Raw genomic sequence first — 23,352 nt, forward strand, 5'->3', positions numbered from 1 at the left:
AACAGCTGTTTGACGACAACGATACTGCAAACGGACAAAGACCGTGGCAAGCCACGGTCTTTGTTTGACGGCAAACGCGTCATCGGGGTGTGGATAACTCGTTTGCCGCAGGAGTTACCTGCTGCGAGCGCGGTGCGCGCCGTCAGCCGCTGGTCTTGGTGGCGGCTTTCTTGGCTGCCGTTTTTTTGACCGCGGCCTTTTTGGGGGCGGCTTTTTTCGCTGCGGTTTTTGTTGCCGTTTTGCTCGCGGTCTTGCTGGCGGTTTTGCCCGCTGCCTTGGCCGGCGCGCGGCCCGGCTTGGCTGCACGGGGCTCGAATTCGAAGCCGGTTTTGCCGTCCGGTTGGCGGACGAGGAAAGCTTTGAATTTGCGATTCGTGCGGCTGGAGACAAATCCCTCGAGCAAATCGGTGCGGCCATCGGTCAGCAGCTTGTGCATTTGATCCCGTGAGATCTCTTGCTGCAAGATGATCTTGCCCGAGCGGAAATCGCAGGTCTTGTCCGGACCGACCGATTTTTCGCACACATAGCTTAGGCCATGTTCGAACACACGCGAGTTGCATTTAGGGCAGTTGCCGACCGGCGTATGGCCGGAAAAGTCGACGGCCTCGTTGTCTTCTTCGTCTTTTTGGCCGAAGTCGAATTCGAGCTTGTATTCGTCGCTGATGCGCAGAATGGCGGCAAAAGGCCGGCCCATTTTGCTGATGAAGCCTTGCAAGGGGCCGATCTCGCGCTTGGCGAGCAGCTCTTCGACTTCGGGCAGCTCAAAGGTGCGCCCGCCAGGGTGCTTGCCGATCGAGAAATCGCATTGGGTGCAAGCATAGCGGCGGTAGTTTTCCTTGACCACGCCGCCGCATCTCGGGCAGGGAGTCTGCAGCGTGGCATAGTCGCCAGGCACCGTATCGCGTTCATACTCTTTGGCGCGCTTGACGATGATCTGAGTCATCTGCGCGATCTCGCGCATAAAGGCCTCGCGGCCCAATCCGCCCTGCTCGATCTGCTTGAGCTTGTGTTCCCATTCGCCGGTGAGCTCTGGCGAGGTCAATTCCGTGACGTCCAATCCGGACAGCAGCGTCATCAATTGGCGGGCCTTGGCGGTAGGCACCAGGTCGCGGCCTTCGCGGCGCAGATAGCCCTCGCCCAACAGGCCTTCGATGATGCCTGCCCGGGTGGCCGGTGTGCCCAGCCCACGCTCGGACATCGCCTCGCGCAGTTCTTCGTCATCCACGAGTTTGCCCGCGCCTTCCATGGCAGACAGCAGTGTGGCTTCGTTGTAGCGGGCCGGCGGCTTGGTCGACAGGCCGATTGCCTCGACGTCCTCGGTGCGGACGGTTTCGTTGTCGGCCACGGGAACCAGGTTGGCGTCTTCGCCTTGGGCTTCTTTGCCATAGACGGTCAGCCAGCCCGGGGCGACCAGCACCTTGCCCTCGGTCTTGAAGCGATGGCCCTGGACTTCGGTGATGCGGGTGGTGACGCGGTATTCGGCTGCCGGGAAAAACACGGCCAGGAAGCGCTTGAGTACCAGGTCGTAGAGTTTGCCTTCGGCTTCGCTGAGATCATGGGGAATCTGCAGCGTGGGGATGATGGCAAAGTGATCCGACACCTTTTTGTTGTCGAAGATCCGGCGATTGGGCTTGATCCAGTTTTGCGTGACCACGGTGTCGGCGTGGCGCGACAGCTGCCCCACGGCGTTGGAGCCGCCCTTGGCCAGCGCCTGCATGGTGTCGCGCACCGTGCCGAGATAGTCTTCGGGCAGATAGCGCGAATCGGTACGCGGGTAGGTCAAGGCCTTGTGGCGTTCGTACAGCGTCTGGGCCAGCGCCAGCGTGGTCTTGGCCGAGAAACCGAAACGGCCGTTGGCCTCACGCTGCAACGACGTCAGGTCGTACAGGGCTGGCGACATCTGGGTCGAGGGCTTGGATTCCTCGGTGACGCTGCCAGGCTGCTCGCGGCAAGCCGCTACGACGCTCTGGGCGGCGGCCTGTGACCAGAGGCGCGATTCGCGTTTTTCGGGGTCGCGCTCGTCTTTCTTGAAGTCCGGATCGATCCAGCGGCCCTGGTACAGGCCCGCGGCGGCGACAAAAGTGGCGTGGACTTCCCAGTAGTCGCGCGGCACGAAACTGCGGATCCGCTCCTCGCGCTCGGCGACGATAGCCAGCGTCGGGGTCTGGACACGGCCCACGGGGGTTTTGAAGAAGCCGCCGTCCTTGCTGTTGAAGGCCGTCATGGCGCGGGTGCCATTGATGCCCACCAGCCAGTCGGCCTCGGCGCGCGAGCGCGCGGCAGCCTCCAGCGGCTTGAGCTGGGCGTCGTCGCGCAGGTTCGAAAAGGCCTCGCGGATGGCGGCCTGAGTCATGGACTGCAGCCAGAGCCGCTTAATGGGTTTTTTGACCCCTGCATACTGGATGATGTAGCGAAAGATCAGTTCGCCCTCACGCCCGGCGTCACAGGCGTTGATGAGGCTGTCCACGTCCTTGCGCTTGGCCAGCTTGACCAGCAGTTTGAGGCGTTCGGCCGATTTCTTGTCGGCAGGGCCGAGTTCGAATTCAGGCGGAATGACGGGCAGGTGCGTGAAGCTCCACTTTCCCTTGACGGGATCATTGGGCGCGACCAAGCCCAGCAAATGTCCGATACTGGAAGCCAGTACGTAACGTTCGCTTTCAAAATAGTCACCCTCGCGCGCGAAGCCTCCGAGGGCGCGGGAAATATCAAGGGCGACCGAGGGTTTCTCGGCAATAATCAGCGTTTTGCTCATGGGTATCCATTGGCGGTAGACCCGCCGGTGTAGCGCGGATAATACGAGGGGAGATTCGCCGCATGCAAGTCAAGCCGGAAATTAAGGTGGGATCAGAATTGCACGCTTGGCGCCAATTTTTGTCTCGCGGCACCCTGTGGCTGGGCATTTGGCTGCTCGGGAGTGCGGTAATTTGCGGGGTGGCGGCGAATTGGGAGGCGCTCTCGAAAACCCAGCGTTTCGCTGGGGCGCAGGTCTTGTTGGCCGTCTGTGTGGTGGCGGCCGCCTGGTTGGGCTGGCGGCTGCGTGCGGCTGACGGCGCCCGCCGATACGGGCCCGAGGCCCTGCTGGCGCTCGCGGGGTTGCTGCTGGGAGCGCTTTTGGCCTTGCTGGGGCAGACGTATCAGACGGGGGCCGATACCTGGGAGCTTTTCGCCTGGTGGGGGGTATTGCTGCTGCCCTGGGCGCTGGTGGCCATGAGTCAGGCAGTTTGGCTGCTGTGGCTGGTGGTCGTCAATGTTGCCATGGTGCTCTACGTGCAAGAGGGCAGCATGTTTCTGTGGATTCTGGTGCCTACCCAGCAGATGTTGGCCGTGGCGGTAGTGAATCTGCTGTTCCTGGCCGGCTGGGAGGCCGCCAGCTGGCGCTGGCGCGCCAGTACGGTACTGGGGCCCAGGGTACTCGTGGCATGGATTCTCGGCCTGCTGGGGATCGCGACGTTTTTTGATTACGCTCCTCTGTTCGGGCTCGGGTCCAGTGCGGGGTTGCTCTGGATCCTGACGACGCTGGGGCTCGGCTACTACTATCAACATGTGCGCCGTGACCTGGTCATTCTGGCTTTGCTGGCAGCGGGCGTTATCGGGATGTCGCTACGGGTCGTCGGCGAGTTGCTGGTGGAAGTCGCCAATGATTTCTGGGCCGCATTGCCCCTGGCGGCCCTGCTGATAGGCGAGGCCGTGATTGCGGCCGGGTGGTTGCGTCGTCTGGCGGCACGGCCGGCGCCGGTGTGGCCGCCGGCGAGAGCAGCGGTTAGCGATGCGGCGTCACAGGGGCAGACGGTGGCAGCAGCAAGTCATCTGCAAAGCGGATCGGCGGAGGACGCCACGTCGAGGGCGGGGACACCAGGGTCTGACAGCGCACGTCATGATGCCGGCGCGGCAGCGGGTGATGTGCGCGCGGCCAGTATCAAGGGTGAGCGAGAGGCAGGTATTCAGCACCAGGCGAATCCTCCCTGGTATGTGCAGGGGCTGTTGGCCTTGAGCGCATGGCTGGCGACGCTGTTGCTGCTGTTGTTTTTGGTGGCCTCCGAGCTGATTGATTCGGGAACAGGAGCGAAGATTACCGGGGTGGCGCTGTGCGCGCTCGCTGTCGGCGGGCTGCGTGTGTCGGCGGGGCTGTTCTGGCGGCAATGCTTGACGGCGATGGGATTTGCGGGCCAGTTGCTGGTGCTGTTCGGCCTGCTCTACCCCGATTCGTCGGCCTATTTCGAGTCCGGCATGTGGTTCTATGTTCTTGTGCTGGGGGCTGTGGTGTATGCGCTGGGCGCCGAGACGCTGTTGCGTTTCCTGAGCGCGGGCATGATGGCCACGGCGCTGGCAGGATTGATTGTGCAGTATCTCGTGCCCGGCTTTTTGCAGTCTGACCGGATGTGGGATTGGCTGGACTACGAGGCCATCGGCGCGACGAGGGTGTGGCTGCCCGTGGCAGTGGCGGGCGCGTGGACGGCGGCGATTGCGTTTTACCTGGGCTATGCCCCTGCGCTGGGCCTGTTTCGCGCACGGCGGGGCGCGATGCCGGAACCGATTGATAGCCCACAAGGCAGACCTGCTGTTCGTGACGCCGTGCCCGGTGCGGATAGCACGCCTTGTAATGCACTGGTGCACGGCAGGTTCGAGGCCTTGAAACCGTTGGCCTGGGCGTTCGCCTTGGCAGTGCAGACCATGGTGTGGCTGGCGGCCGGCGTGTCGCTGATGCGATGGCCGGCCTTGTGGCGTGCAGATGCGTTGGTGGCGCTGATCATGGTCCTGGGAGTGCTGCTGCCCGTAGCATGCGCATGGGCCGTGCTGTGGCCACGCCGTCACGTCCTGACCTCGGGTGTCGTATGGGGTGTGCCGTTGGGGCTGTTGGCGTTGGCGCTGTTTTGGTTGCCCAGCCCCGGTGTGGCGTTCGCGTTGGCCTGGATGCTGCTGGGTTTCGGGTTGCGCGAGCTGCGCTTGACGATGGTGGGCGGGCTCAGCTTGCTGGTGTATCTGCTGGTGTACTACTACCAATTGGAAATCCCGCTGCTGGACAAGGCATTCTGGCTGGGCGGCGCCGCATTGCTGTTGTTCGCCCTGCGAGCGCTGGTGTATCTGGTGCCCCGCTGGATGAAGACAATCGAATTGCCTGCGGTGACGCGCCCTGCCCCTGTGACATCGGCGTTGCGCTGGCGCACTGCAGTGGTGTTGGGCGGGCTGATACTGGTGCTGGCGGTGGTCAACCACACGATCTGGCAACGGGAGACCTTGCTCGCCCAGGGGCGGGTTGTCGTGCTTCAGTTGGCGCCGGTCGATCCGCGTTCGTTGATGCAGGGCGACTACATGGCGCTCAATTTTGCGGTGAGCGATCACTTGAGGCCGGGTTTCGATCCCGACGAGGCTGCCAAACAGCCCGCCGACGGCTATGTGGTGTTAGTACCGGACGGAAATGGCGTGGCGCAATGGGTACGGACTCAAGCCGGCGCGCAACCTGTGACGGGTAACGAAATTGCATTGCGCTATCGCATCCGTGATCGCGACGTGCGTATTGTCACGAACGCGTATTTCTTTCCGGAAGGCCAGGCCGAGCGCTATGCACAGGCGCGTTATGGCGAAATACGAGTGGGGGATGACGGTACGGGACTGCTGGTGCGTATGCTGGGAGAAAATCGTCAGCCGCTATAACGGAAAGCGCCGGCCCCATTGCGGGATCGCCTGGGCAAGAAAGATTTCCGGTGTGCCTGCAGCGATGGGCGCAAAGCCCAGCGCCTGCCAGGCCTGCGCCAGCATCGTCAGGGGCCGGGTGATATCCAGCGGCGCCGCGCCATTTTGCTTGGACAATTTCAGGCCGCTGTCGGGGTCGGTGATCAACGGCACATGCATGACACGCGGAGGTTCGGCGCCCAACAGGCGGGCCAGGATGCGTTGGCGGGCGGTGGAACTGAGCAGGTCCGCGCCGCGCACGATATCGGTGACGCCCTGCTCTGCATCGTCCACGACGACTGCCAGTTGATACGCCCACAGCCCGTCTGCACGGCGTAGGACGAAATCGCCCACTGCTTGTGCAACATTTTGCTGCTGGGGGCCCAGCCAGCGGTCGATAAAGGTTTCGGTGCCGTCGGGCACGCGTAATCGCCAGGCACGCGCCTGGCGGCCTGGCGGCAGGCCGTGACGGCAGGTTCCGGGATAAGGACGCTCACCGTCCAGTGCAGGCAAGGTTCCTCGCAGCGCCGAGTCCACGATTTCCCGGCGCGTGCAGCCGCAACCGTAGACCAGTCCACGCGCCGCCAGCGCATCAAAGGCCTGTTGATAAGTGCTGTTGCGTTGAGATTGCCACAGGATATCCCCATCCCAATGCAGGCCCATGGCGCGCAGTTGGCTCATGATGGTCTCTGCGGCGCCGGGGACGGTGCGAGGCGTGTCGACGTCTTCGATGCGCAGCAGCCAGCGCCCGCCTTGGGCGCGCGCATCCAGCCAGCTGGCCAAGGCGGCAACGAGCGAGCCCAGGTGCAGGGGCCCGCTGGGACTGGGGGCAAAGCGGCCGACGTAGTGCACGGCTCAGTGGAGCCGGCGTGCACCGTCGTCGTCGAGCAGCTCTTCCAGGACCAGGTTGTCGATGTCGGCTTCCTGGCTCCAGAGCACCATCAGCGCGATGATTTTGATCTTGGCCAAGGGTACCGGGGTTTCGGGGGCCGCCAGTGCACGGTCGATGACGATTTCGCGCAAGGGGGCGGGCAGAACGCCGGCGGATTCGAGAAAGGCGATGAAGCCGATGGACTCGGACCCCAGTTGCCGGTATTCGGAATCAGCGTAGATGCGCGTGCCGGTGCTGGGCACCTGGGCCAGATCAACGCAGCGTTCGGTGGTTTCGGCCAGACCGTATAGCCAACCCAGGGCGTCGTCTATGTCGTCGTGCTCGAAGCCGGCCGCGGCGAGGCGTTTGGCCAGGATGTCAGCCGCGGGACAGGCTTGCGGCGTGTAGTAGTTTTCGAACAAATAAACGAGGATATCGAACATATGGCGCAAAGTAGTGCCTGTTTGCCCAGTCGGCCCGCATATCGGCAAACCAGCAAACATGAATTTAAATGTACGCTGAATTGTCATCGGGGGCAACTTGGGGGGCTGCTGGCCAGGGCTGTCGTCCGGGGGCGTTTCTTTATTGCCACGGTAGTCGCTAAGGCAGAGGATTAGATATCGCTCCCGGTGGAGTTCTTTAGGCGCCGGGGTCCGTTGTGTAAAGGCCGCACCGGCCCTATCACGCGGGCTCGGCCCCATCCCCAGGGGGCCTCGGTCCCTGCGGGACTGCCCCGCGCTCAACGGGCCGGTGCGGCCTTTACACAACGGACCCCGGCTCGCAACGATTGCTTGCTACGGTTGGTCGGACCGGCGGCGATTGTTCGTGCCGGGATCTTGCGTTGCGAGCGATGAGTGTTGTGAGGGATAGTGGCCCGGTCTACGTTGCGGGGAGCGCCTTATCTGTTTTTTCGGCCTTTAGCTGCGCCAGTTGGCGGATGAATACGGGGATGCAGACGGCCAAGCCCACAATGCCGCTGGTGAAGCCCGGAATGATGGTCAGCAGTGCACCGATGGTGCATAGCCACCGTTCCCATGATTTCATGCCGACCAGCATGTAGCGCGAAAAGGCGGCGGACAGCAATACCAGGCCGATCATGCAGCCTATCAACGTTTCGAGGAAGGCAAACCACGTGAAACCCTGCACCGAGATCAGCAGCGACGGTGAAAAGACGAATACAAAGGGCACGATCAGTTTGGTAATGCCCAGCCTGAAGGCGGTGACGCTGGTTCGCAATGGATCGCTGCCCGCCATGCCCGCCGCGGCATAGGCGGCGAGTGCGACAGGTGGAGTGATGTCTGCCAGGATGCCGAAATAGAACACGAAAAAGTGCGCGGCAATCGGTTGAACGCCCAGTTGCACCAGGATGGGTGCGGCGATGGCGACCATGATGAGATAGTTGGCGGTGGTGGGCACACCGCAGCCCATCAGCACGCACACGATGCCGGTCATGACCAAGGCGGCCATCAAGGTCAAGGTCTGCGTGGATGCCAGGAATTCCGGAATGACGGCATGCAGACCGCCCGAGATGAACTGGGCTGCCGAGATCACGATGTATGACACCTTGAAGCCCACGCCCGTCAGGGTGACGACGCCGATGACCAGGCCCACTGTGCCGGCGGCTGCACCGACGGCCAAGGCGTATTTGGCGCCAGTTTCGAAGGAGTCGTACAAGTCCCGCCATTTCAGGCGTTGGAGCGGATTGAGCAAGCCTACCAGGATACAACCGGTGATGCCGGCGAACGCAGCCAGATACGGGGTGCGGCCGCTGGCCAATACAGCGATCAGGGCGATGAGTGGCAGCAAGGTTGGCCAACGGCGTTTGAACGATTCACGCAGATTGGGCATTTCGTCTTCGCGCAAGCCACGCAGTCCTTCGCGCTTCGCCTCGAAGTGCACCTGCATGAACATGCCAAAGAAATACAGGAAGGCCGGGCAGATACCGGCCATGATGATCTGTTGGTATGGAATGTCCAGGAACTCGATCATCAGGAAAGCCGCGGCTCCCATGATGGGTGGCGTGATCTGGCCGCCGGTGCTGGACGCGGCTTCGACGCCTGCAGCGAAGTGGCGCGGGTAGCCGATACGGATCATGGCCGGGATGGTGAGTGATCCCACCGTGACGGCATTGGCGACAGACGAGCCTGACAGCATGCCGAACATGGCCGAGCCAAAGACGGAAACTTTGGCAGGACCTCCGGCATAACGGCCCGCGATGGCGGAAGCGACGTCCAGAAATAATTGCCCCAGGCCGATACGGCTGGCCAGCACGCCGAACAGCACGAAGTGAAAAACGTAGGTAGCGACCACGCCAACGGCCACACCATAAATGCCCTGGCTGGTCAGGTACATGTGGTTGACGATTTGCGGCCACGTATTGCCGGCATGCTTGAGCAGTCCAGGAAACCAGGGCCCGAATGCAGCGTAGGCGAGAAACACCAGCGCGATGATGGGCAAGGGCCAGCCCATGGCGCGGCGCGTGCCCTCCAGCAGGCCGACGATCAAAACCGAACCCATGAATACATCCATCGGCAGCGGGTTGCCGACACGGAACGCGAGGTCCTCGAAGATGTACGGGATATACAACACGCTGAAGGCCAGCACGATGGCGATGATCCAGTCGTACAACGGCACGCCGCCCGGCGATAGCAGCGTCGAGCGGGGCTCGCGCTGATAATGCGATTTGCTGAAACCGAACACCAGAAAAATCAGGCTCAGTACAAAGGCCAGATGCACACCCCGGTGCGTGGCCTCGCGCAACAGGCCAAATCCGGCTGTGTAATAGTGAAATATCGACAGCGATACGAGCAGGACCGACACGATCGCAGTGGCGGTTTTGGCCAAGGGCCGGAAGCGGATTTCGGAATCGAATTTTTCCGCGAGTTGCTGGGTTTTATCGTGATCGATTTCCATCGCCAGGCCTATCAAAAGAAACGCAGCGCGCCGGAGGGCGTCCCGGCGCGCTGAGAGAGATACTGCAAGCGGTACGGCTTACTTCAGCAGGCCGGCTTCTTTGTAGAATTTTTCGGCGCCCGGGTGGAACGGGATGCCAGCGCCTTTGACGGCGTTTTCCTTGGTGATCAGCTTGCCTTTGGCGTGACCGTTGTCCAGCACTTTACGGGTTTCCGCGTTGTAGAGGGCTTTGGTGATGTCGTAGATGGTGTCGTCGGACAGCTTGGCAGAGGTCACCATTTGCGCATTGACGGAGATGGTCTTGATCTCGCCCACGCCCTGGTACATGCCGGCGGCGATGGTATCGGGTGTGAAGAACTGTTGTTCGCTGCGCAGTTTGTCAATCTCGGGGCCGACCAGGGGAACGAGCTCGATACCTGCGCCGCTGGAAGCCAGTTCCGCGATTGCACCGGCGGGTGCGCCGCCTACAAAGAAGAATGCGTCCAGGCCGCCGTCGCGGATCTTGTCGCCGGCTTGGTTGGGCTTCAGATATTCGGCTTTGATGTCCTTGTCGGTCATCCCGTACGCGCCGAGGATCAGGCGCACGTCGACCAAGGTGCCCGAGCCGGGCTCATCCATCGAGACGCGCTTGCCGCGCAGGTCGGCAACGGATTTGATGCCGGAGCCCTTGCGTGCGACCAGGTGGATGCTTTCGGGATAGAGCGTAGCGATCAAGCGCAGATTTTCGGCTTTGGGTTTGCCGTCGAACGTGCCTGTGCCGGTGTAGGCCCAATAAGCGACATCGGATTGCGTGAAGCCGGCCTCGAGCGAGCCGCCCAGGATGCCGTTGATGTTGGCGACTGAACCATTCGAGGCAACCGCCGTCGCGATGAGCTTGCCCGGTTGCGAAATCGCGTTGGCGATCATGCCGCCTACGGGATAGTACGTGCCCGCGGTGCCGCCGGTACCGATGCGAAAGAATTGTTGTGCGTGCACAGTGCCGACACTGCCGGCAACGGCCAGCGCGACGGTCAAGGTCTTGATCCAGTTTTTCAACGACATGAAGCTTCTCCAGGTGCGGGTGTTTTCGATCCCCACGCGATTTTGTCACGCGAGGGATTCGGCGAGGCATAGGGTTTGCCTGGGGGATACACTATGTACTTCTCCAGTACGCCGGATTCGATGGCGTTCATGTTCGTTCGAAAAGGAAACGCGCATCCATGGCCGCCATCCCTGCCGCCCCGATTTTGACCTTGCCGCCTGCCGCAGTGCCAGGCGATTCGCTCGCGCACGTCGACACGCCCAGCTTGGTGCTGGATCTGGACGCGTTCGAATCGAATCTGCGTGCAATGCAGGCCTGGGCCGATCGTCATGGCGTGAACCTGCGGCCGCACGGCAAGGCCCACAAATGTCCGGAAGTCGCGCGGCGTCAGATCGCATTGGGCGCCCGCGGGATCTGCTGCCAGAAAGTCAGCGAGGCCTTGCCGTTTGTCGAGGCGGGCATTGACGACATTCATATCAGTAACGAGGTCGTAGGCCCGGCCAAGCTGGCCTTGTTGGCGCAATTGGCCCGCGTGGCGCGTGTCAGCGTGTGCGTCGATGATGCAGGGAATCTGGTCGATATCTCGGCCGCCATGGTCGCGGCCCAGGCACAGGTCGAAGTGTTGGTCGAAGTCAATGTGGGCCAGGGACGCTGCGGCGTGTCGGATGCAGCCTTGGTGCTGGCGTTGGCGCAGCAGGCTCAAACCTTGCCTGGCGTGAGTTTTGGCGGATTGCAGGCCTATCACGGTTCGGTGCAGCACGTGCGCAGCCATGGCGAGCGCGCCGCCGAGGCGGCTCGGGCCGCACAGGCTGCCGCAGACTATGCCAATCATCTGCGCGCGGCTGGCATCGCCTGTGATCGCATTACGGGTGCAGGGACCGGCAGCGCCGAGTTTGACGCTGCATCGGGCGTCTACACCGAGTTGCAGGCCGGTTCGTACGCGTTCATGGACGGCGACTATGGTGCGAACGACTGGTCTGACGCGTTGGCTTTTCGCAACAGTCTGTTTTTGCTGACCACAGTGATGAGTGTGCCCGCGGCCGACCGTGCAATCGTGGATGCCGGCCTGAAATCGACGACCGTGGAGTGTGGCTTGCCCCGGATCGCGGAATCAGTCGGGTTGCAATACACGGCCGCCAATGATGAGCACGGCGTGTTAAAGACGCCTCAGGCCGTCTCGGCCATGGAGCGTTCTGACGCCAAATCAGCCTCGGACGGTGCTTATTCCCAGGGTTCAGGCGTACGTCTGGGCGATAAGCTGCGATTGATCCCGTCGCACGTGGATCCGACATTCAATCTGCATGACCAGCTCGTGACCTACCGCAATGGCGTGGTCGAAGGCGTGTGGGATATCGCTGCCCGAGGGTTGAGCCGATAACGGACAGGCCGGTGGCACCGGCCCGTTTGTGCCGATTGCCGTGCGCGTACTGCGCCAGCGGCAACAATACGGTGCTAAATTCTTTAATTCTTCCTTTTCTTTAGTTTTCCCATTCCGTAGGAACCGCCATGGAATTCAGCCAGTTCAACGTCAACGCCCTCATGGAGATCACCTCCCGCCCGGACCTCGTGTTCGTGCGAGGCCAGGGCTCGTGGCTGGAGGACCATACCGGCAAGCGATATCTGGACTTTATTCAGGGCTGGGCCGTCAACACGCTGGGTCACTGCGATCCGGCGATGAAAAAAGCCCTGCTGGAGCAAGCCGACAAGCTGATGAACCCCTCGCCGGCGTTCTACAACCAGCCGTCCATCGATCTGGCGCTGCGTCTGACCGGCGCATCGTGTTTTGACCGCGTTTTCTTTGCCAACAGCGGCGCAGAGGCCAACGAGGGCGCCATCAAACTGGCGCGCAAATGGGGCCGCGTGAATCGCAATGGCGCCTACAAGATCATCACGATGAACCATGGCTTTCATGGCCGTACGCTGGCGACGATGTCGGCCTCGGGCAAGCCCGGTTGGGACACGATGTTTGCGCCCCAGGTTGAGGGTTTCCCCAAGGCCGAGCTGAACGACCTCGATTCGGTACGTGCGCTGATCGATGACAAGACCGTGGCCATCATGCTCGAGCCGGTACAAGGCGAGGCAGGTGTCAATCCCGCGACGCGCGAATTCATGCAAGGCCTGCGCAAGCTGGCTGATGAGCACAAGCTGCTGTTGATCGTCGACGAAGTGCAAACCGGCATGGGCCGTACGGGCTCGATGTTTGCCTATCAGCAATTCGACGTGGTGCCGGACATCATGACGCTGGCCAAAGGCATTGGCGGTGGCGTGCCGCTGGCCGCATTGCTGGCGCGCCAAGACGTTTGCGTGTTCTCGCACGGCGATCAAGGCGGCACGTACAACGGCAATCCTCTGATGGCCGCCGTGGGTGTAGCGGTATTTGATACCTTGGTGTCGCCGGGCTTCATGGAGTCGGTGCAGGCGCGCGCCAAGCAGTTGTCCGAAGGCCTGCTGGCGTTGTCGGCCAAATGGGGCATGGGCGGCGAGCGTGGCATGGGTCTGCTGCGCGCCCTGGTGCTGGATCGCGATGACGGGCCTGCGATTGTCGATGCCGCTCGCGTTCTGGAGCCGCAAGGCATGCTGTTGAACGCGCCGCGCGCCAATCTGCTGCGCTTCATGCCGGCGTTGAACGTCAGCGAGCAAGAAGTCGCGCAAATGCTGACCTTGCTGGATCAGGTGATTGCGTCGGTACGTAAGAGCTGATCAGGGCTAACGCTATGATGCAAAAGGGGCGCGGTTGCGCCCCTTTTGCATTGATGTCCATGAAGCTCAGAACCGCATGCGTTTCATCGCGCTGCATCGGACGGGGCCGATCAGCCGCTTTCACCGTTCGCCGAATTCAACGCGGCGGCCTGATCACGTAAAACGAATTTCTGGACTTTACCGGTCGCGGTTTTGGGCAACTCGCAAAAGACTACCGTGCGTGGCACTTTGAATCGTGCGAGATGTTCGCGGCAATAACGCAGTACGTCGTCTTCTGTGCACATTGCTCCGGGTTTGAGTGTGACGAAGGCGCATGGCGTTTCACCCCATGTGGTGTCCGGCCTTGCCACTACCGCTGCTTCCAGGATGTCGGGATGCCGGTACAACACGCTTTCGACCTCTACTGTCGAAATGTTTTCTCCGCCCGAGATGATGATGTCTTTGGCGCGATCCTTGATCTCGATATAACCGTCGGGATGCATGACACCCAGGTCTCCGGAGTGAAACCATCCGCCCGCAAAGGCCTGTGCGGTCGCATCGGGATTGCGCAGATAGCCTTTCATGAGCGTGTTGCCACGCAGCACGATTTCTCCCATGGTCTTGCCATCGGCGGGTACCGGGCGTAGTTCGTCGTCGACGACTTGTACGTGCTCTACATTGAGTTTGCGCACGCCGATGCGTGCCTTGAGCGCGGCGCGTTCGGCTAGAGGCAGCTCATCCCATTCATCATGCCAGGCACAACTGATGGACGGCCCGTAGGTCTCCGTCAGCCCATATAAATGTGTGACGCCTATGCCGAGTTGTTCCATGGATTCGATCACGGCGGCTGGCGGCGCTGCGCCACCGGTCAATACTTGTACAGGATGCGTGGCGCGGTACTGGAATTGTTTGGGTGCATTGATCAGCATGCTCAGCACGACGGGAGCTGCGCAAAAGAAGCCGACATGGTGACGCCGGATGGCCTCGAAAATCGCTGCGGGCTCGACGCGGCGCAGGCAGACGCTGGTACCTGCCAGCGCGGCGAGCGTCCACGGAAAGCACCATCCGTTGCAGTGGAACATGGGCAATGTCCACAAATACACGGCATGCGGAGGCATGCCGCACGCCAGTACATTGCCGGTGGCATTGAGATAGGCGCCGCGATGGTGATAGACGACGCCTTTAGGGTTGCCGGTGGTGCCGGACGTATAGTTCAGGCAAATGCTCTGCCATTCGTCGGCCGGCCATTCCCAAGCATGATCCGAGGGCTGTGCCGCCAGCCAGGATTCGTATTCCGCGTCGCCCAATGTGCCGTGATCACCATGGTATTCGCGGTCCTCGATGCGGACGGTGCGCGGCGGCGTGGAGAGCCTGGAGAGCACGTCGCTCACGAGTTCCGCATATTCGCTGTCATACAGGAACACGGTGGCGCGGCCATGTTCCAGGATGAACGCCAAGGTGGCAGCATCCAGCCGGGTATTCAAAGCATTGAGCACCGCACCGGCCATCGGCACGCCGAAATGCGCCTCGTATAGCGCGGGCGTGTTCGGCGCCAGAATGGCCACCACATCGTCGCGGCGAACGCCCCAAGCCTGCAGCGCTGCCGCCATTTGTTGGCAGCGTTCTCGCGTGGTTTGCCAGTCCTGGCGGTAGTCGCCATGCAGCAGCGCGGGTCTCTGTGGATAAACGTCCGCGGCCCACTGCAGAAAACCCAACGGGGTCAGCGCGACGTGATTGGCGGGATTGGGTGGCAAAGCATCATTCGGATCAGTCATCGTGGTCTCTTTTGATGCAGCGCAGACATTCAATGGTGCGTCTCCTGCCATGTCAGCGCGACTTGGGTTTCCAGAAAAAAACCTGCACGCCCTATTTATACCTCTTGAGGCCCGCGTAGTAACGGTAACCATGCGTCGGGGACCTCCAATTCGAAGCGTAATACTGCACTGGCAAGCGCTTTACCGTAGTTGTCGATGGCCAGGCTGCGCGATACGCCGCCGCCTAATGCGCCTTGCAGCACAAAGTTCAAGACGCCCAGGCCATCGACGTCGTAGCGGGTGATGGTGCCGCGCACCGCTGTGCCGTTATAGATCGATCGCATGGCGTCGACCGTCAGGGTTTGTTTTATCAGTGGATAAAACACGGGCTCGTAGGCGATGACAGCGATATTCGAGGTGTTGCCCTTGTCGCCCGAACGGGTATGGGCGATACGTCGCAAGTTGACTCTCATGTTGTCTCCTTAGACGAATTCAATCGTGCAATGAACCGACTCGCGTGGTACCAGGGCGGACCACAGGCCGATGACTTCGCGTACACGGTCTTGATGCGGTACGCGCTTGCCTGTCGATGCCAGACCGCATACCGCCATGCCGTCGACTTCGCGGCCGATTTTTTCTGCTTGCGCACGCGTAGCGCAACGTGCCGCGATGCGTACGGCGATCTCTGCGGGAACATGATTCGGTGATGGCGGTGCAGAGGCGGCGCCATGCACCGCGTTCAAGCCGATAAAATCAATGCGCAAATCATCGGCCTGCAAATTGGCCATGCGTAATCGCTCTCGCAAAATCGTATCGGCCAATCGGGCTTTTTCCAGGCATCCCGGGCCCGCGAAAAAGAACATGTCCTCGCCGATGTAACCCTCGGTGCATCCCACTGAAACTTTGAGCGTCGCGGTGCGGGGGTGTCCCGAAATTCCGCGGACTGTGACGCGGTTTTCACCCGTCTGCTCCAGTTGTGCGGTCGTGAAGTCCACCACCACATCGGGGGTGACATAGCGCGCAGGGTCGTGCACCTCGTAGAACATCTGTTCTTTTACGGTACGCAGATCGATGCAGCCGCCCGTGCCGCTGACCTTGCCGATCTCGGCGGTGCCGTCCGCGTCGACATCTGCATAAGGAAACGCGAGGTTCCAGGGTTCGGGCACATCTTTGTAGCCAGGATCGCCAAAATAGCCGCCGGTGACTTGGGCGCCGCATTCGAGCAGATGGCCGATGCCGCTGCCCTGCCCCAGTTTGTCCCAGTCGTCATGACGCCAACCGTAGTGGTGCATCATGGGCGCGAGAAATAACGATGGATCGGCAACACGGCCGGTGATGACGATATCGGCACCCTGGTCCAACGCTTGCACGATGGCCTCGGCCCCTGCATAGGGTTCGGCCGAGATCAAGGTATCGTGCAGCGATGCAATCGGCGCACCGCTTTCCATGATCGACAGGCCGCTGGCGGCGATGGTGCTGCTGAGATCCGTGGCCGTGATGGCGGCGACTTTGGCGTTTTTCCAGCCGACTTCCGCACACAACTCTGCGACGCGCCGGGCCGCGGCTTGGGGATGGATCCAGCCCTGGTTGGAGATGATGTGTGTACCGTTGGCCATGCAGTGCGGCAGTACCGCACGCATGCGATCGTCCAGCCAAGTGTCATAACCGGGAAAGCCCGGGTCGCGGCGTTTGCGGACCTGCGCGGCAGAGACCGTGGCTTCGGCCATGGTCTCAAAGCACAGAAAATCCAACTCACCGCGTTCGGCGTTCCAGCGCGCGGGATCGATGCGATCGCCCCACCAGCCAGCGCCGGAGCCGATACGCAATTTGTTCGAGTTGCGGGACATTGATCTCTCCTGATGAGTATGGCTATATGAGCGTTGTGGCGCGTGCCGCCATCATTGCGGTTTGATTCCCGCGTTGCGGATGACTTGCTGCCACTTGTCGGTATCGGCGCGGATGGTGTCGCTGAACGCTTGTGGCGTGCTGGCAACCGGGATGGCGCCCAGGGCCTCGATCTGGCGGCGTACGGCTGGCTCGGCCACCGCGTTGGCGACGGCCGAATAGATACGGTTCACGATGGCGTCGGGTGTCCCGGCGGGGGCGAGTAAACCAAACCATGCGTTGACCTCATAGCCAGGGAGTCCGGCCTCGGCCACCGTGGGGACATTGGGTAATAGCGGCACGCGTGCGGGCGTCGTTACTGCCAGGGCCTTTACCGTACCTGCCTGGATCTGCCCCATGGCCGACGGCAAGTTGTCTATCATCATCTGCACTTGGCCGCCGAGCAGATCAGTCATCGCCGGGGCGGATCCCTTGTATGGCACATGACGAATATCGACCTTGGCCATGCTGTTGAACAGCTCCCCGGACAGATGAGGCGAGCCCCCCAGACTGGTCGAAGCAAAATTCAATGCGCCTGGCGTACCTCGTGCGCGCTCGAGCAATTCCGCGACGGTGGAGATGCCCAGCTTGGGACTGACCAACAAGACGTTCGGAGAGTTGGCAACCAATGTGACTGGCGCAAAGTCCCGCGCCGAGTCGTAAGGCATCTGCGCATAAATGAATTGATTGGTGACTTGCGTGCCTAGCGTGCCCATCACCACCGTGTAGCCATCGGGCTGCGCGCGTGCGACGGCTGCAGCGCCAATGCCGCCGCCAGCACCGGGGCGGTTTTCGACGACCATGTTCTGGCCCAGGCGGTTGCCGGCTTCGCGGGCGACGAGACGCGCCAGCAGATCGGTCGTGCCTCCGGGCGGAAACGGCACGATCAAGGTGATGGGACGTGTTGGCCAGTCGGGTGTCTTCTGGGCATGAGCTGCCGGTGCAAAAGGGATTGCCGACATCAACACCATGGATAAGAACAAACCGCGCATGGGTGTCTCCAGATAGTTGTGGTGCTTCAGGTTTCAGAGGAGTTTGACAGTTCGACTAATGCATCCAGTGCGATCGCGCCTTGACCTTGCGCACGCACCAGGACAGGGTTGATGTCGATCGAGGCAATTTTTCCGTTGGCGGCCAACGCACACTGACCAAGCCGCACGGCCTGTTCGGCGAGCGCCTCCATATCCGCGGGCGGATCGCCGCGCACGCCTGCCAGCAGCGTACCGATGCGCAGGCCCTGCAGTTTGCGGATGACATCTGCGGTGTTGAAGGGCGGCAGCAACAGTGCGACGTCCTGCATGGCTTCGACATATTTACCGCCACTGCCGATCATGATCACGGGGCCAAAGACCGGGTCATGCCGCATACCCAGCGCACATTCGTGCAGGCCGTCCTGCATGCGCGCGACGATCCATGCGGCGTCGTGTACGTTCAAGTCTTTTAGCGTTTGTGCTTGCCGACGCAGCGCCTCGCGCAGGTCGTGTTCGCTGTTCAGGCGCAGTGCGACGAGGCCGTGTTCGGATTTGTGCGGCAACTGCGCCGAGCAGGCTTTTAATGCGACCGGCCCATTTATCGTGCGCCAGGCCGCCACGGCGGTGTCTGCATCGGTGCAGCAGTGGTAGTCGGCCACGGTCAAGCCGTAATCCGACAACAGTGCGAGACTTTGAGATTCAGAAAGAAAGCGTGAAGGCGATGACAATCCATCGAGCGAACCCGGGGCGCCCGATGCGGCGTCATGGTGTGGCGCAGTGTCGCGCGTTTGCCATTGGTGCAGGCGATACAAACTCGCCATGGCATTGGCCGCCTGTTGTTCATCGGCATAGACCGCGACACCGCGTGCACGAAACGTGGCGGCCACGTTTTCTTGCCAGGCGACGACGGCGACGGGTTTGCCAGAGGCGGCGGCAAACGCTGCCGTGTCCGCCGCAAACGTCTCAACGTCATAGCCACGTCCCGCGACCGGAATATCGATCAGAAACATATCGGCGGCGGGGTCGTCAGCGATGATGGGCAGGACCTGTCCGAACAGCCCATTGTTCGACAGCAGTGCCGCCGTGATGTCGATCGGGTTGGTCGTGGTCGCATAACCGGGCAGGCGATCGGTCAAAGCCTGCTGAGTACGATCGGCCAGCGGCGTAATCTGCAGGCCGTATTCGACAGCGGCATCCGATGCCAGCACGCAGCTCGCACCGGAATTGCTGACGGCGACGACTCGCGGGCCCCGAGGTAATGGACCGCGCAATGACAGCTCCGCCCAGCGCACCAATTCATGCGGATCGCGCGCGCGCAAGATACCGTGATGTTCGAAGTACGCATCCACCACGCGGTCTTCGCTCGCCATCGCCCCCGTGTGCGACGCCGCCGCGCGTGCTCCGGCCTCGGAACGGCCGGATTTGACAGCGATCAATGGGACGCCACGTTCACGTGCGAGTGCGGCAGCCCGCGCCAGGACGTCGGCGTCCTGCAGCGACTCCAGATACAGCAACACCATACGTACCTGCGGATCGCGCAACACAGCGCAGGCCAGCTCCGATACGGTGACATCGGCCTCATTGCCGGTGGCATGCATGTGACGTACACCGACACCGCGTTGGCGCAACAACCCATATATCATCGCGCTCATTCCACCACTTTGGCTGATGACAGCGACCGGCCCATCGGCTGGTTCGACCTCCAGGAACATGGTCGAAAAGCAGGCGATCGCACCATTGCCAAAATTGGCGAGGCCTTGCGAGTTAGGACCCACGATGCGCATGCCCGCCGCGCGGGCGCGTGCGGTCATGGCATCCTGCAAGGCTTTCCCTGAGCTGCCCGTTTCAGAAAAGCCCGCCGAGATCACGATGGCTGTGGATACCCCAAGCTCCGCGCATTTATCCACAGCTTGCACGGCTTGTTCACCGGCGACTGCCACGATGGCCAGATCGGGCGTCGCGGGCAGTGCATCCAGACTAGGCCAGGCGCGTTCGCCTTGCACCTCGGCGCGTTGCGGATTGATGGGATATATCGTGCCCGCATAGCCGTGCCGGCGCATATAAAAAATGGGCCGCCCGCCGATTTTGTCGGGATTATCCGAGGCGCCCACGATGGCAATGGATGCCGGTTCGAGCAAGGTTTTCAGGTCGTCATGGCGAGAATTAAAGCCCATGGAGATTCCTATGCTGTGATGGTATTCAGTTGACAGTGGCGCCCGACGTCTTGACCACGTCTGCCCATTTCTTGATTTCGTTGTCGACGAACTGTTGATAATCCCCGGGACTCATCCATTGCGCGTCAAATCCTTGTTGGGCAAATTGCTGCTGTAGCGCCTTGTCTGCCAGGACCTTTTGCAACGTGGCGCTGAGCTTTTGTACGACCGCATCGGGAGTTCCTGCGGGGGCCATGAGGCCGTTCCACGCGGTCGCCTCATAACCGGGCAAGCCGGACTCCGCGACAGTAGGGATCTCTGGCGCCGCAGGCGATCGCGCCGCACTGGTCACCGCGAATGCTTGCAGCTTGCCGTCGCGCACATAGGGCATCGATGACAGCATGGTGTTGAACATGACATCGGTTTGACCACCCATCACATCCGTCATGGCGGGCGCGCTGCCTCGGTATGGGACATGCACCATGCGCGTTCCCGCCATGGCGTTGAACAGCTCCGCTGCCAAGTGCGTCGATTGCCCGTTTCCAGACGAGGCAAAGGTCAATTTGCCCGGTTTGGATTTCGCCAGCGCGATCAGCTCACGTACGTTGTGCGCGGGCAGATCGGGGCGCGCCACGATGACCAGCGGACCTTGTGTCAGCAGTGACAAGGGAATGAAGCTCTTGCTGGTGTCGTAGCTCAGGGTTTTGAATAGCGACATGTTGATGGCATGGGCCGTCGTGGCCAACAGCAGCGTATAACCATCGGGGGCGCTTCTGGCGACGAGTTCCGCGCCTATGTTGCCGCCTGCGCCTGAGCGGTTGTCGATGATGACGGTTTGCTTGAGTTCATCGCCCAGACCTTTCGCCACGGACCGCGCCACGATATCCGTGGGGCCACCGGGGGGATAGGGCACCACCAAGGTAATCGGTTTGGCCGGCCAGTCGGTATCGGCGGCATGGACAGAGATCGTCGCGGTGAATAGCGTCAACGCGGCGAATGCGCCACGCCATAGCGTTTTAATAGGCATGAGTGTCTCCTCCGTCCTCGCGGGACGTGTTGTGGATGCGGTTCGTTTGGATGTGATGCCGTGGATACGGCAAGCATCAGGGCGGGGATCGGGCTTCGAACTTCAGTAGCAGGCGGCCGTTGATTTCTACGGCACGGCCATGCACGTGCTGGCCGACGGTGGTGGTGGCGTCTGCATGTCCCATCAGCGTGACCTGTTCATGCAATTTGACGAGCACCAGCGTATAGGGTGTCAGTGCTTTCCATTGCGCATCCGGGGCCCGATGCACCTCGCTGCGCGCAATGACGACGCCCTCGCCTGTCGCGCGCTGCCATGACAATGCGGTGCCGCCACAGGCGGCGCAAGCATAGGGCCGTAACGCCCACCACGTGCCGCAGTGGTCGCAACGTTGGATATCCAGAGGATGCTGTGTGCTCACGTTGTGCCCTCCGCTTGCAGTACCAAGCTGACATGGGCAGAGAGCACGCCACCATCGGCATGCACCAGGGCTCGCCGCCTCGGGGCGATCTGGCGTTCGCCAGCGCGGCCTGCCAGTTGAGTCCAAGCCTCGACGATATGTGCCAAGCCTCCGGCCACGCCGGAATGGCCGAACGACAGCAGTCCACCGTGCGTATTGAGAGGCAGTGCACCAGACGATGCAAAATCTCCGCGACGCAGAGGGGCTCCCGCGCCGCCACGCGGCGCATATCCCAGCTCTTCAAGCAACATGACCAGCGTAATCGTGAAAGAGTCGTAGATCGCCAGATAATCGATGTGCCGCGACTCCAGCTTTGCCTCGGCCAAGGCTCTGGCACAAGCACGCGCGGCACCCGTGTCCAGCACGTCGCGCAACGCCGACAAATGCTGATGACGATGCGCCTGGCCATCGCCAATGACTTGAACGGGACCTTCGTCTGCGCTGAGCACCAGCGCTGCCGCTCCATCCGATATCGGGCAGCAATCCAACAGATTCAATGGTGTTGCGATCGGCTTGGACGCCAGCACTTGATCGACGGTGATAGGGTCGCGCAGATGCGCATGAGGATGGCTTGCAGCATGCTCGCGCATCAGTACGGCGAATTCGGCCAAGGTCTCGCGATCGAGGCCGGTCTGATGCGTATAGGCCGAGGCCAGCAATGCATAGTAGGCTGGCACGGATGCGCCATTGGGGACTTCGGTATCGGGCTCGCCGACTTGGGCCAAGGTCTGGATAGACGTATCCACGGCTTGGCCGGTCAGTCGATTTTCCCCTGCGACCACCAGGATGCGCCGGCAGGTGCCTGCGCGCAGCAGTGTGCGGGCCAGCATGACCATGGCGGCCCCGGTGGCTCCGCCCATTTGCATGCCGTGCGCATAGTGGGGCTGCAAGCCCAGCTTTTCGCTCAGCAGATCGGCCAGCATCAAATGCGGAAAGGTCGTCGCATAGCCGCACAATACGCCGTCGATATCGCCGCGTTGCAGGCCGGATTGCGCCAAGGCCTCATTCGCGGCTTGCGCCATCAGGTCCAGCGCACTGCTGCCCTCGTGGCGGCCATATCGGGTCGTTGCGGCGGCGTGGATATAGGCGCGGGGATAGTCGATATCAGGCATGTGGCCACCACGAGCGTTCGATGTCGCGAGCCTCTTGCGAGAGGGCCTGGGCGAGTTCTGCTTCGCGAGACTCGATGCGTTCATTCAACGCCGCGATGCTGAGCGCGGCGATCGCGCGTCCGCTGGGGCCTCGTACGGCGACACCCAGGCCACCCATTTTTTCTACCACCACGTCCAGCAGCATGGCGTGTCCCACGCCTCGCGCACGTTGTGTTGCCGTGATCAAATCCGATTCAGGAAAGCGGGGATACTTGGCCGTCAGGCGTTGCCGCACCATGGGCATGACGGCTTCGGTTTCAACTTCGTCCAGTGTCGACAACAGAGCCAGGCTGCCTGCGCCCACGCCCAGCGGGCGTCGGCTGCCTACCTGCAGATAATTGGCTCGAATGGGGTAGTCGCCAAAGCACAGATCCAGACAAACCGATTCCCAGCCCATCGGTAGAGAGAGAATGACCGTGTCGCCAAAACGGCGTGCCAATCGGATCAGGGCTGGCCGTGCGAGCCCGCGCAGATCCAGTCCGTCCACCATCGCATGATGCATGGCATAGACCTGGGGCCCCAGCATGTAGTGTTTGTTGACGGGATCCCGTTCGACGAAGCCTTCCGTCTCCAGGTCCTTCAGGATCCGTCGCGCCGTAGAGATATCCAGCGCGGCACGTTGTGCGATATCGGTCAGCCGTTGGACGCAGGGGTCCGACAGGCTGGCCAGTACTCGACAAGTTTTCTGGGTCGCAGATAAGGCGTTGGCGTCTGGCGTGGACATGAATGTGGGGCAGTCCGATAGGGGAACACCGCCACAAGATAAGAACGCACGCCACGCCGGTAAAGTTGCATCGCAAC

17 protein-coding genes are annotated in these 23,352 nt (G+C 61.6%); 3 read left to right on the top strand and 14 right to left on the bottom strand.

Going from position 1 to position 23,352, the window contains the following annotated elements:
- Positions 1-142: 142 nt before the first annotated feature.
- Complete coding sequence (locus tag CAL20_RS00805) at positions 143-2,752, bottom strand: DNA topoisomerase III (protein WP_094824007.1); 2,610 nt, start codon at positions 2,750-2,752, stop codon at positions 143-145.
- Between the two features lie 62 nt (positions 2,753-2,814).
- Between CAL20_RS00805 and CAL20_RS00810 the strand changes: the two genes are divergently transcribed.
- Positions 2,815-5,652, top strand: a complete 2,838-nt coding sequence (locus CAL20_RS00810; protein WP_094836960.1) for a GDYXXLXY domain-containing protein — start codon at positions 2,815-2,817, stop codon at positions 5,650-5,652.
- Here CAL20_RS00810 and gluQRS read toward each other — a convergent pair.
- The 4 genes from gluQRS to CAL20_RS00830 form a co-directional block, all read right to left on the bottom strand.
- Positions 5,647-6,522: a tRNA glutamyl-Q(34) synthetase GluQRS gene (gene gluQRS / locus CAL20_RS00815; RefSeq protein ID WP_094836961.1), complete on the bottom strand. Its 876-nt coding sequence runs from the start codon at positions 6,520-6,522 to the stop codon at positions 5,647-5,649. The genes CAL20_RS00810 and gluQRS overlap by 6 nt on opposite strands.
- A 3-nt stretch (positions 6,523-6,525) precedes the next feature.
- Positions 6,526-6,984, bottom strand: a complete 459-nt coding sequence (locus CAL20_RS00820; RefSeq protein ID WP_094824010.1) for a DUF494 family protein — start codon at positions 6,982-6,984, stop codon at positions 6,526-6,528.
- Between the two features lie 436 nt (positions 6,985-7,420).
- A complete protein-coding gene (locus tag CAL20_RS00825; RefSeq protein ID WP_094836962.1) occupies positions 7,421-9,454 on the bottom strand; it encodes a TRAP transporter permease in 2,034 nt (677 codons plus the stop codon).
- A gap of 78 nt (positions 9,455-9,532) precedes the next feature.
- Entirely contained in the window at positions 9,533-10,495 is a 963-nt protein-coding gene (locus CAL20_RS00830; protein ID WP_094836963.1) for a TAXI family TRAP transporter solute-binding subunit, read from the bottom strand.
- Positions 10,496-10,653: 158 nt separating this feature from the next.
- Here CAL20_RS00830 and CAL20_RS00835 point away from each other — a divergent pair, with 158 nt between their 5' ends.
- Positions 10,654-11,853: a DSD1 family PLP-dependent enzyme gene (locus CAL20_RS00835; RefSeq protein ID WP_094836964.1), complete on the top strand. Its 1,200-nt coding sequence runs from the start codon at positions 10,654-10,656 to the stop codon at positions 11,851-11,853.
- Between the two features lie 128 nt (positions 11,854-11,981).
- Entirely contained in the window at positions 11,982-13,175 is a 1,194-nt protein-coding gene (locus CAL20_RS00840) for an acetylornithine transaminase (protein ID WP_094836965.1), read from the top strand.
- A 110-nt stretch (positions 13,176-13,285) separates the two neighbouring features.
- Here CAL20_RS00840 and CAL20_RS00845 read toward each other — a convergent pair whose 3' ends face one another.
- From CAL20_RS00845 to CAL20_RS00885, 9 genes are all read right to left on the bottom strand, one after another.
- Positions 13,286-14,929, bottom strand: coding sequence for an acyl-CoA synthetase (locus CAL20_RS00845; protein WP_094837062.1), 1,644 nt, complete (start codon positions 14,927-14,929; stop codon positions 13,286-13,288).
- A 95-nt stretch (positions 14,930-15,024) separates the two neighbouring features.
- Positions 15,025-15,381, bottom strand: a complete 357-nt coding sequence (locus tag CAL20_RS00850) for an AtuA-related protein (RefSeq protein WP_094836966.1) — start codon at positions 15,379-15,381, stop codon at positions 15,025-15,027.
- 9 nt (positions 15,382-15,390) lie between these two features.
- The gene (locus CAL20_RS00855) at positions 15,391-16,755 is read right to left on the bottom strand and encodes an acyclic terpene utilization AtuA family protein (RefSeq protein ID WP_094836967.1); all 1,365 of its coding nucleotides are present in this window, start codon (positions 16,753-16,755) and stop codon (positions 15,391-15,393) included.
- Positions 16,756-16,806: 51 nt separating this feature from the next.
- Positions 16,807-17,784 carry a Bug family tripartite tricarboxylate transporter substrate binding protein gene (locus tag CAL20_RS00860; protein ID WP_373558257.1) on the bottom strand — a complete coding sequence of 326 codons (978 nt, stop codon included), beginning with the start codon at positions 17,782-17,784 and terminating at the stop codon, positions 16,807-16,809.
- A gap of 26 nt (positions 17,785-17,810) precedes the next feature.
- Entirely contained in the window at positions 17,811-19,937 is a 2,127-nt protein-coding gene (locus CAL20_RS00865; RefSeq protein WP_094836968.1) for an acetate--CoA ligase family protein, read from the bottom strand.
- 25 nt (positions 19,938-19,962) lie between these two features.
- Complete coding sequence (locus CAL20_RS00870) at positions 19,963-20,943, bottom strand: tripartite tricarboxylate transporter substrate binding protein (protein WP_094836969.1); 981 nt, start codon at positions 20,941-20,943, stop codon at positions 19,963-19,965.
- 76 nt (positions 20,944-21,019) lie between these two features.
- A complete protein-coding gene (locus CAL20_RS00875; protein WP_094824020.1) occupies positions 21,020-21,361 on the bottom strand; it encodes a Zn-ribbon domain-containing OB-fold protein in 342 nt (113 codons plus the stop codon).
- Complete coding sequence (locus tag CAL20_RS00880) at positions 21,358-22,512, bottom strand: thiolase family protein (RefSeq protein WP_094836970.1); 1,155 nt, start codon at positions 22,510-22,512, stop codon at positions 21,358-21,360. Before CAL20_RS00880 ends, CAL20_RS00875 begins: the two co-directional genes overlap by 4 nt.
- On the bottom strand, positions 22,505-23,275 hold the full coding sequence (locus CAL20_RS00885) for an IclR family transcriptional regulator (RefSeq protein WP_094824022.1): 771 nt from the start codon (positions 23,273-23,275) through the stop codon (positions 22,505-22,507). The genes CAL20_RS00880 and CAL20_RS00885 overlap by 8 nt, the downstream gene beginning before the upstream one ends.
- Positions 23,276-23,352: the final 77 nt, after the last annotated feature.

The organism is Bordetella genomosp. 4 (assembly GCF_002261185.1).
GTDB lineage: Bacteria > Pseudomonadota > Gammaproteobacteria > Burkholderiales > Burkholderiaceae_B > Bordetella_A.

Bases quoted from the DNA above. Each gene is read 5' to 3' on its own strand.
- CAL20_RS00805 (WP_094824007.1), bottom strand. From the start codon at position 2,752: ATGAGCAAAACGCTGATTATTGCCGAGAAACCCTCGGTCGCCCTTGAT.
- CAL20_RS00810 (WP_094836960.1), top strand. From the start codon at position 2,815: ATGCAAGTCAAGCCGGAAATTAAGGTGGGATCAGAATTGCACGCTTGG.
- CAL20_RS00820 (WP_094824010.1), bottom strand. From the start codon at position 6,984: ATGTTCGATATCCTCGTTTATTTGTTCGAAAACTACTACACGCCGCAA.
- CAL20_RS00825 (WP_094836962.1), bottom strand. From the start codon at position 9,454: ATGGAAATCGATCACGATAAAACCCAGCAACTCGCGGAAAAATTCGAT.
- CAL20_RS00830 (WP_094836963.1), bottom strand. From the start codon at position 10,495: ATGTCGTTGAAAAACTGGATCAAGACCTTGACCGTCGCGCTGGCCGTT.
- CAL20_RS00835 (WP_094836964.1), top strand. From the start codon at position 10,654: ATGGCCGCCATCCCTGCCGCCCCGATTTTGACCTTGCCGCCTGCCGCA.
- CAL20_RS00840 (WP_094836965.1), top strand. From the start codon at position 11,982: ATGGAATTCAGCCAGTTCAACGTCAACGCCCTCATGGAGATCACCTCC.
- CAL20_RS00845 (WP_094837062.1), bottom strand. From the start codon at position 14,929: ATGACTGATCCGAATGATGCTTTGCCACCCAATCCCGCCAATCACGTC.
- CAL20_RS00850 (WP_094836966.1), bottom strand. From the start codon at position 15,381: ATGAGAGTCAACTTGCGACGTATCGCCCATACCCGTTCGGGCGACAAG.
- CAL20_RS00855 (WP_094836967.1), bottom strand. From the start codon at position 16,755: ATGTCCCGCAACTCGAACAAATTGCGTATCGGCTCCGGCGCTGGCTGG.
- CAL20_RS00860 (WP_373558257.1), bottom strand. From the start codon at position 17,784: ATGCGCGGTTTGTTCTTATCCATGGTGTTGATGTCGGCAATCCCTTTT.
- CAL20_RS00865 (WP_094836968.1), bottom strand. From the start codon at position 19,937: ATGGGCTTTAATTCTCGCCATGACGACCTGAAAACCTTGCTCGAACCG.
- CAL20_RS00870 (WP_094836969.1), bottom strand. From the start codon at position 20,943: ATGCCTATTAAAACGCTATGGCGTGGCGCATTCGCCGCGTTGACGCTA.
- CAL20_RS00880 (WP_094836970.1), bottom strand. From the start codon at position 22,512: ATGCCTGATATCGACTATCCCCGCGCCTATATCCACGCCGCCGCAACG.
- CAL20_RS00885 (WP_094824022.1), bottom strand. From the start codon at position 23,275: ATGTCCACGCCAGACGCCAACGCCTTATCTGCGACCCAGAAAACTTGT.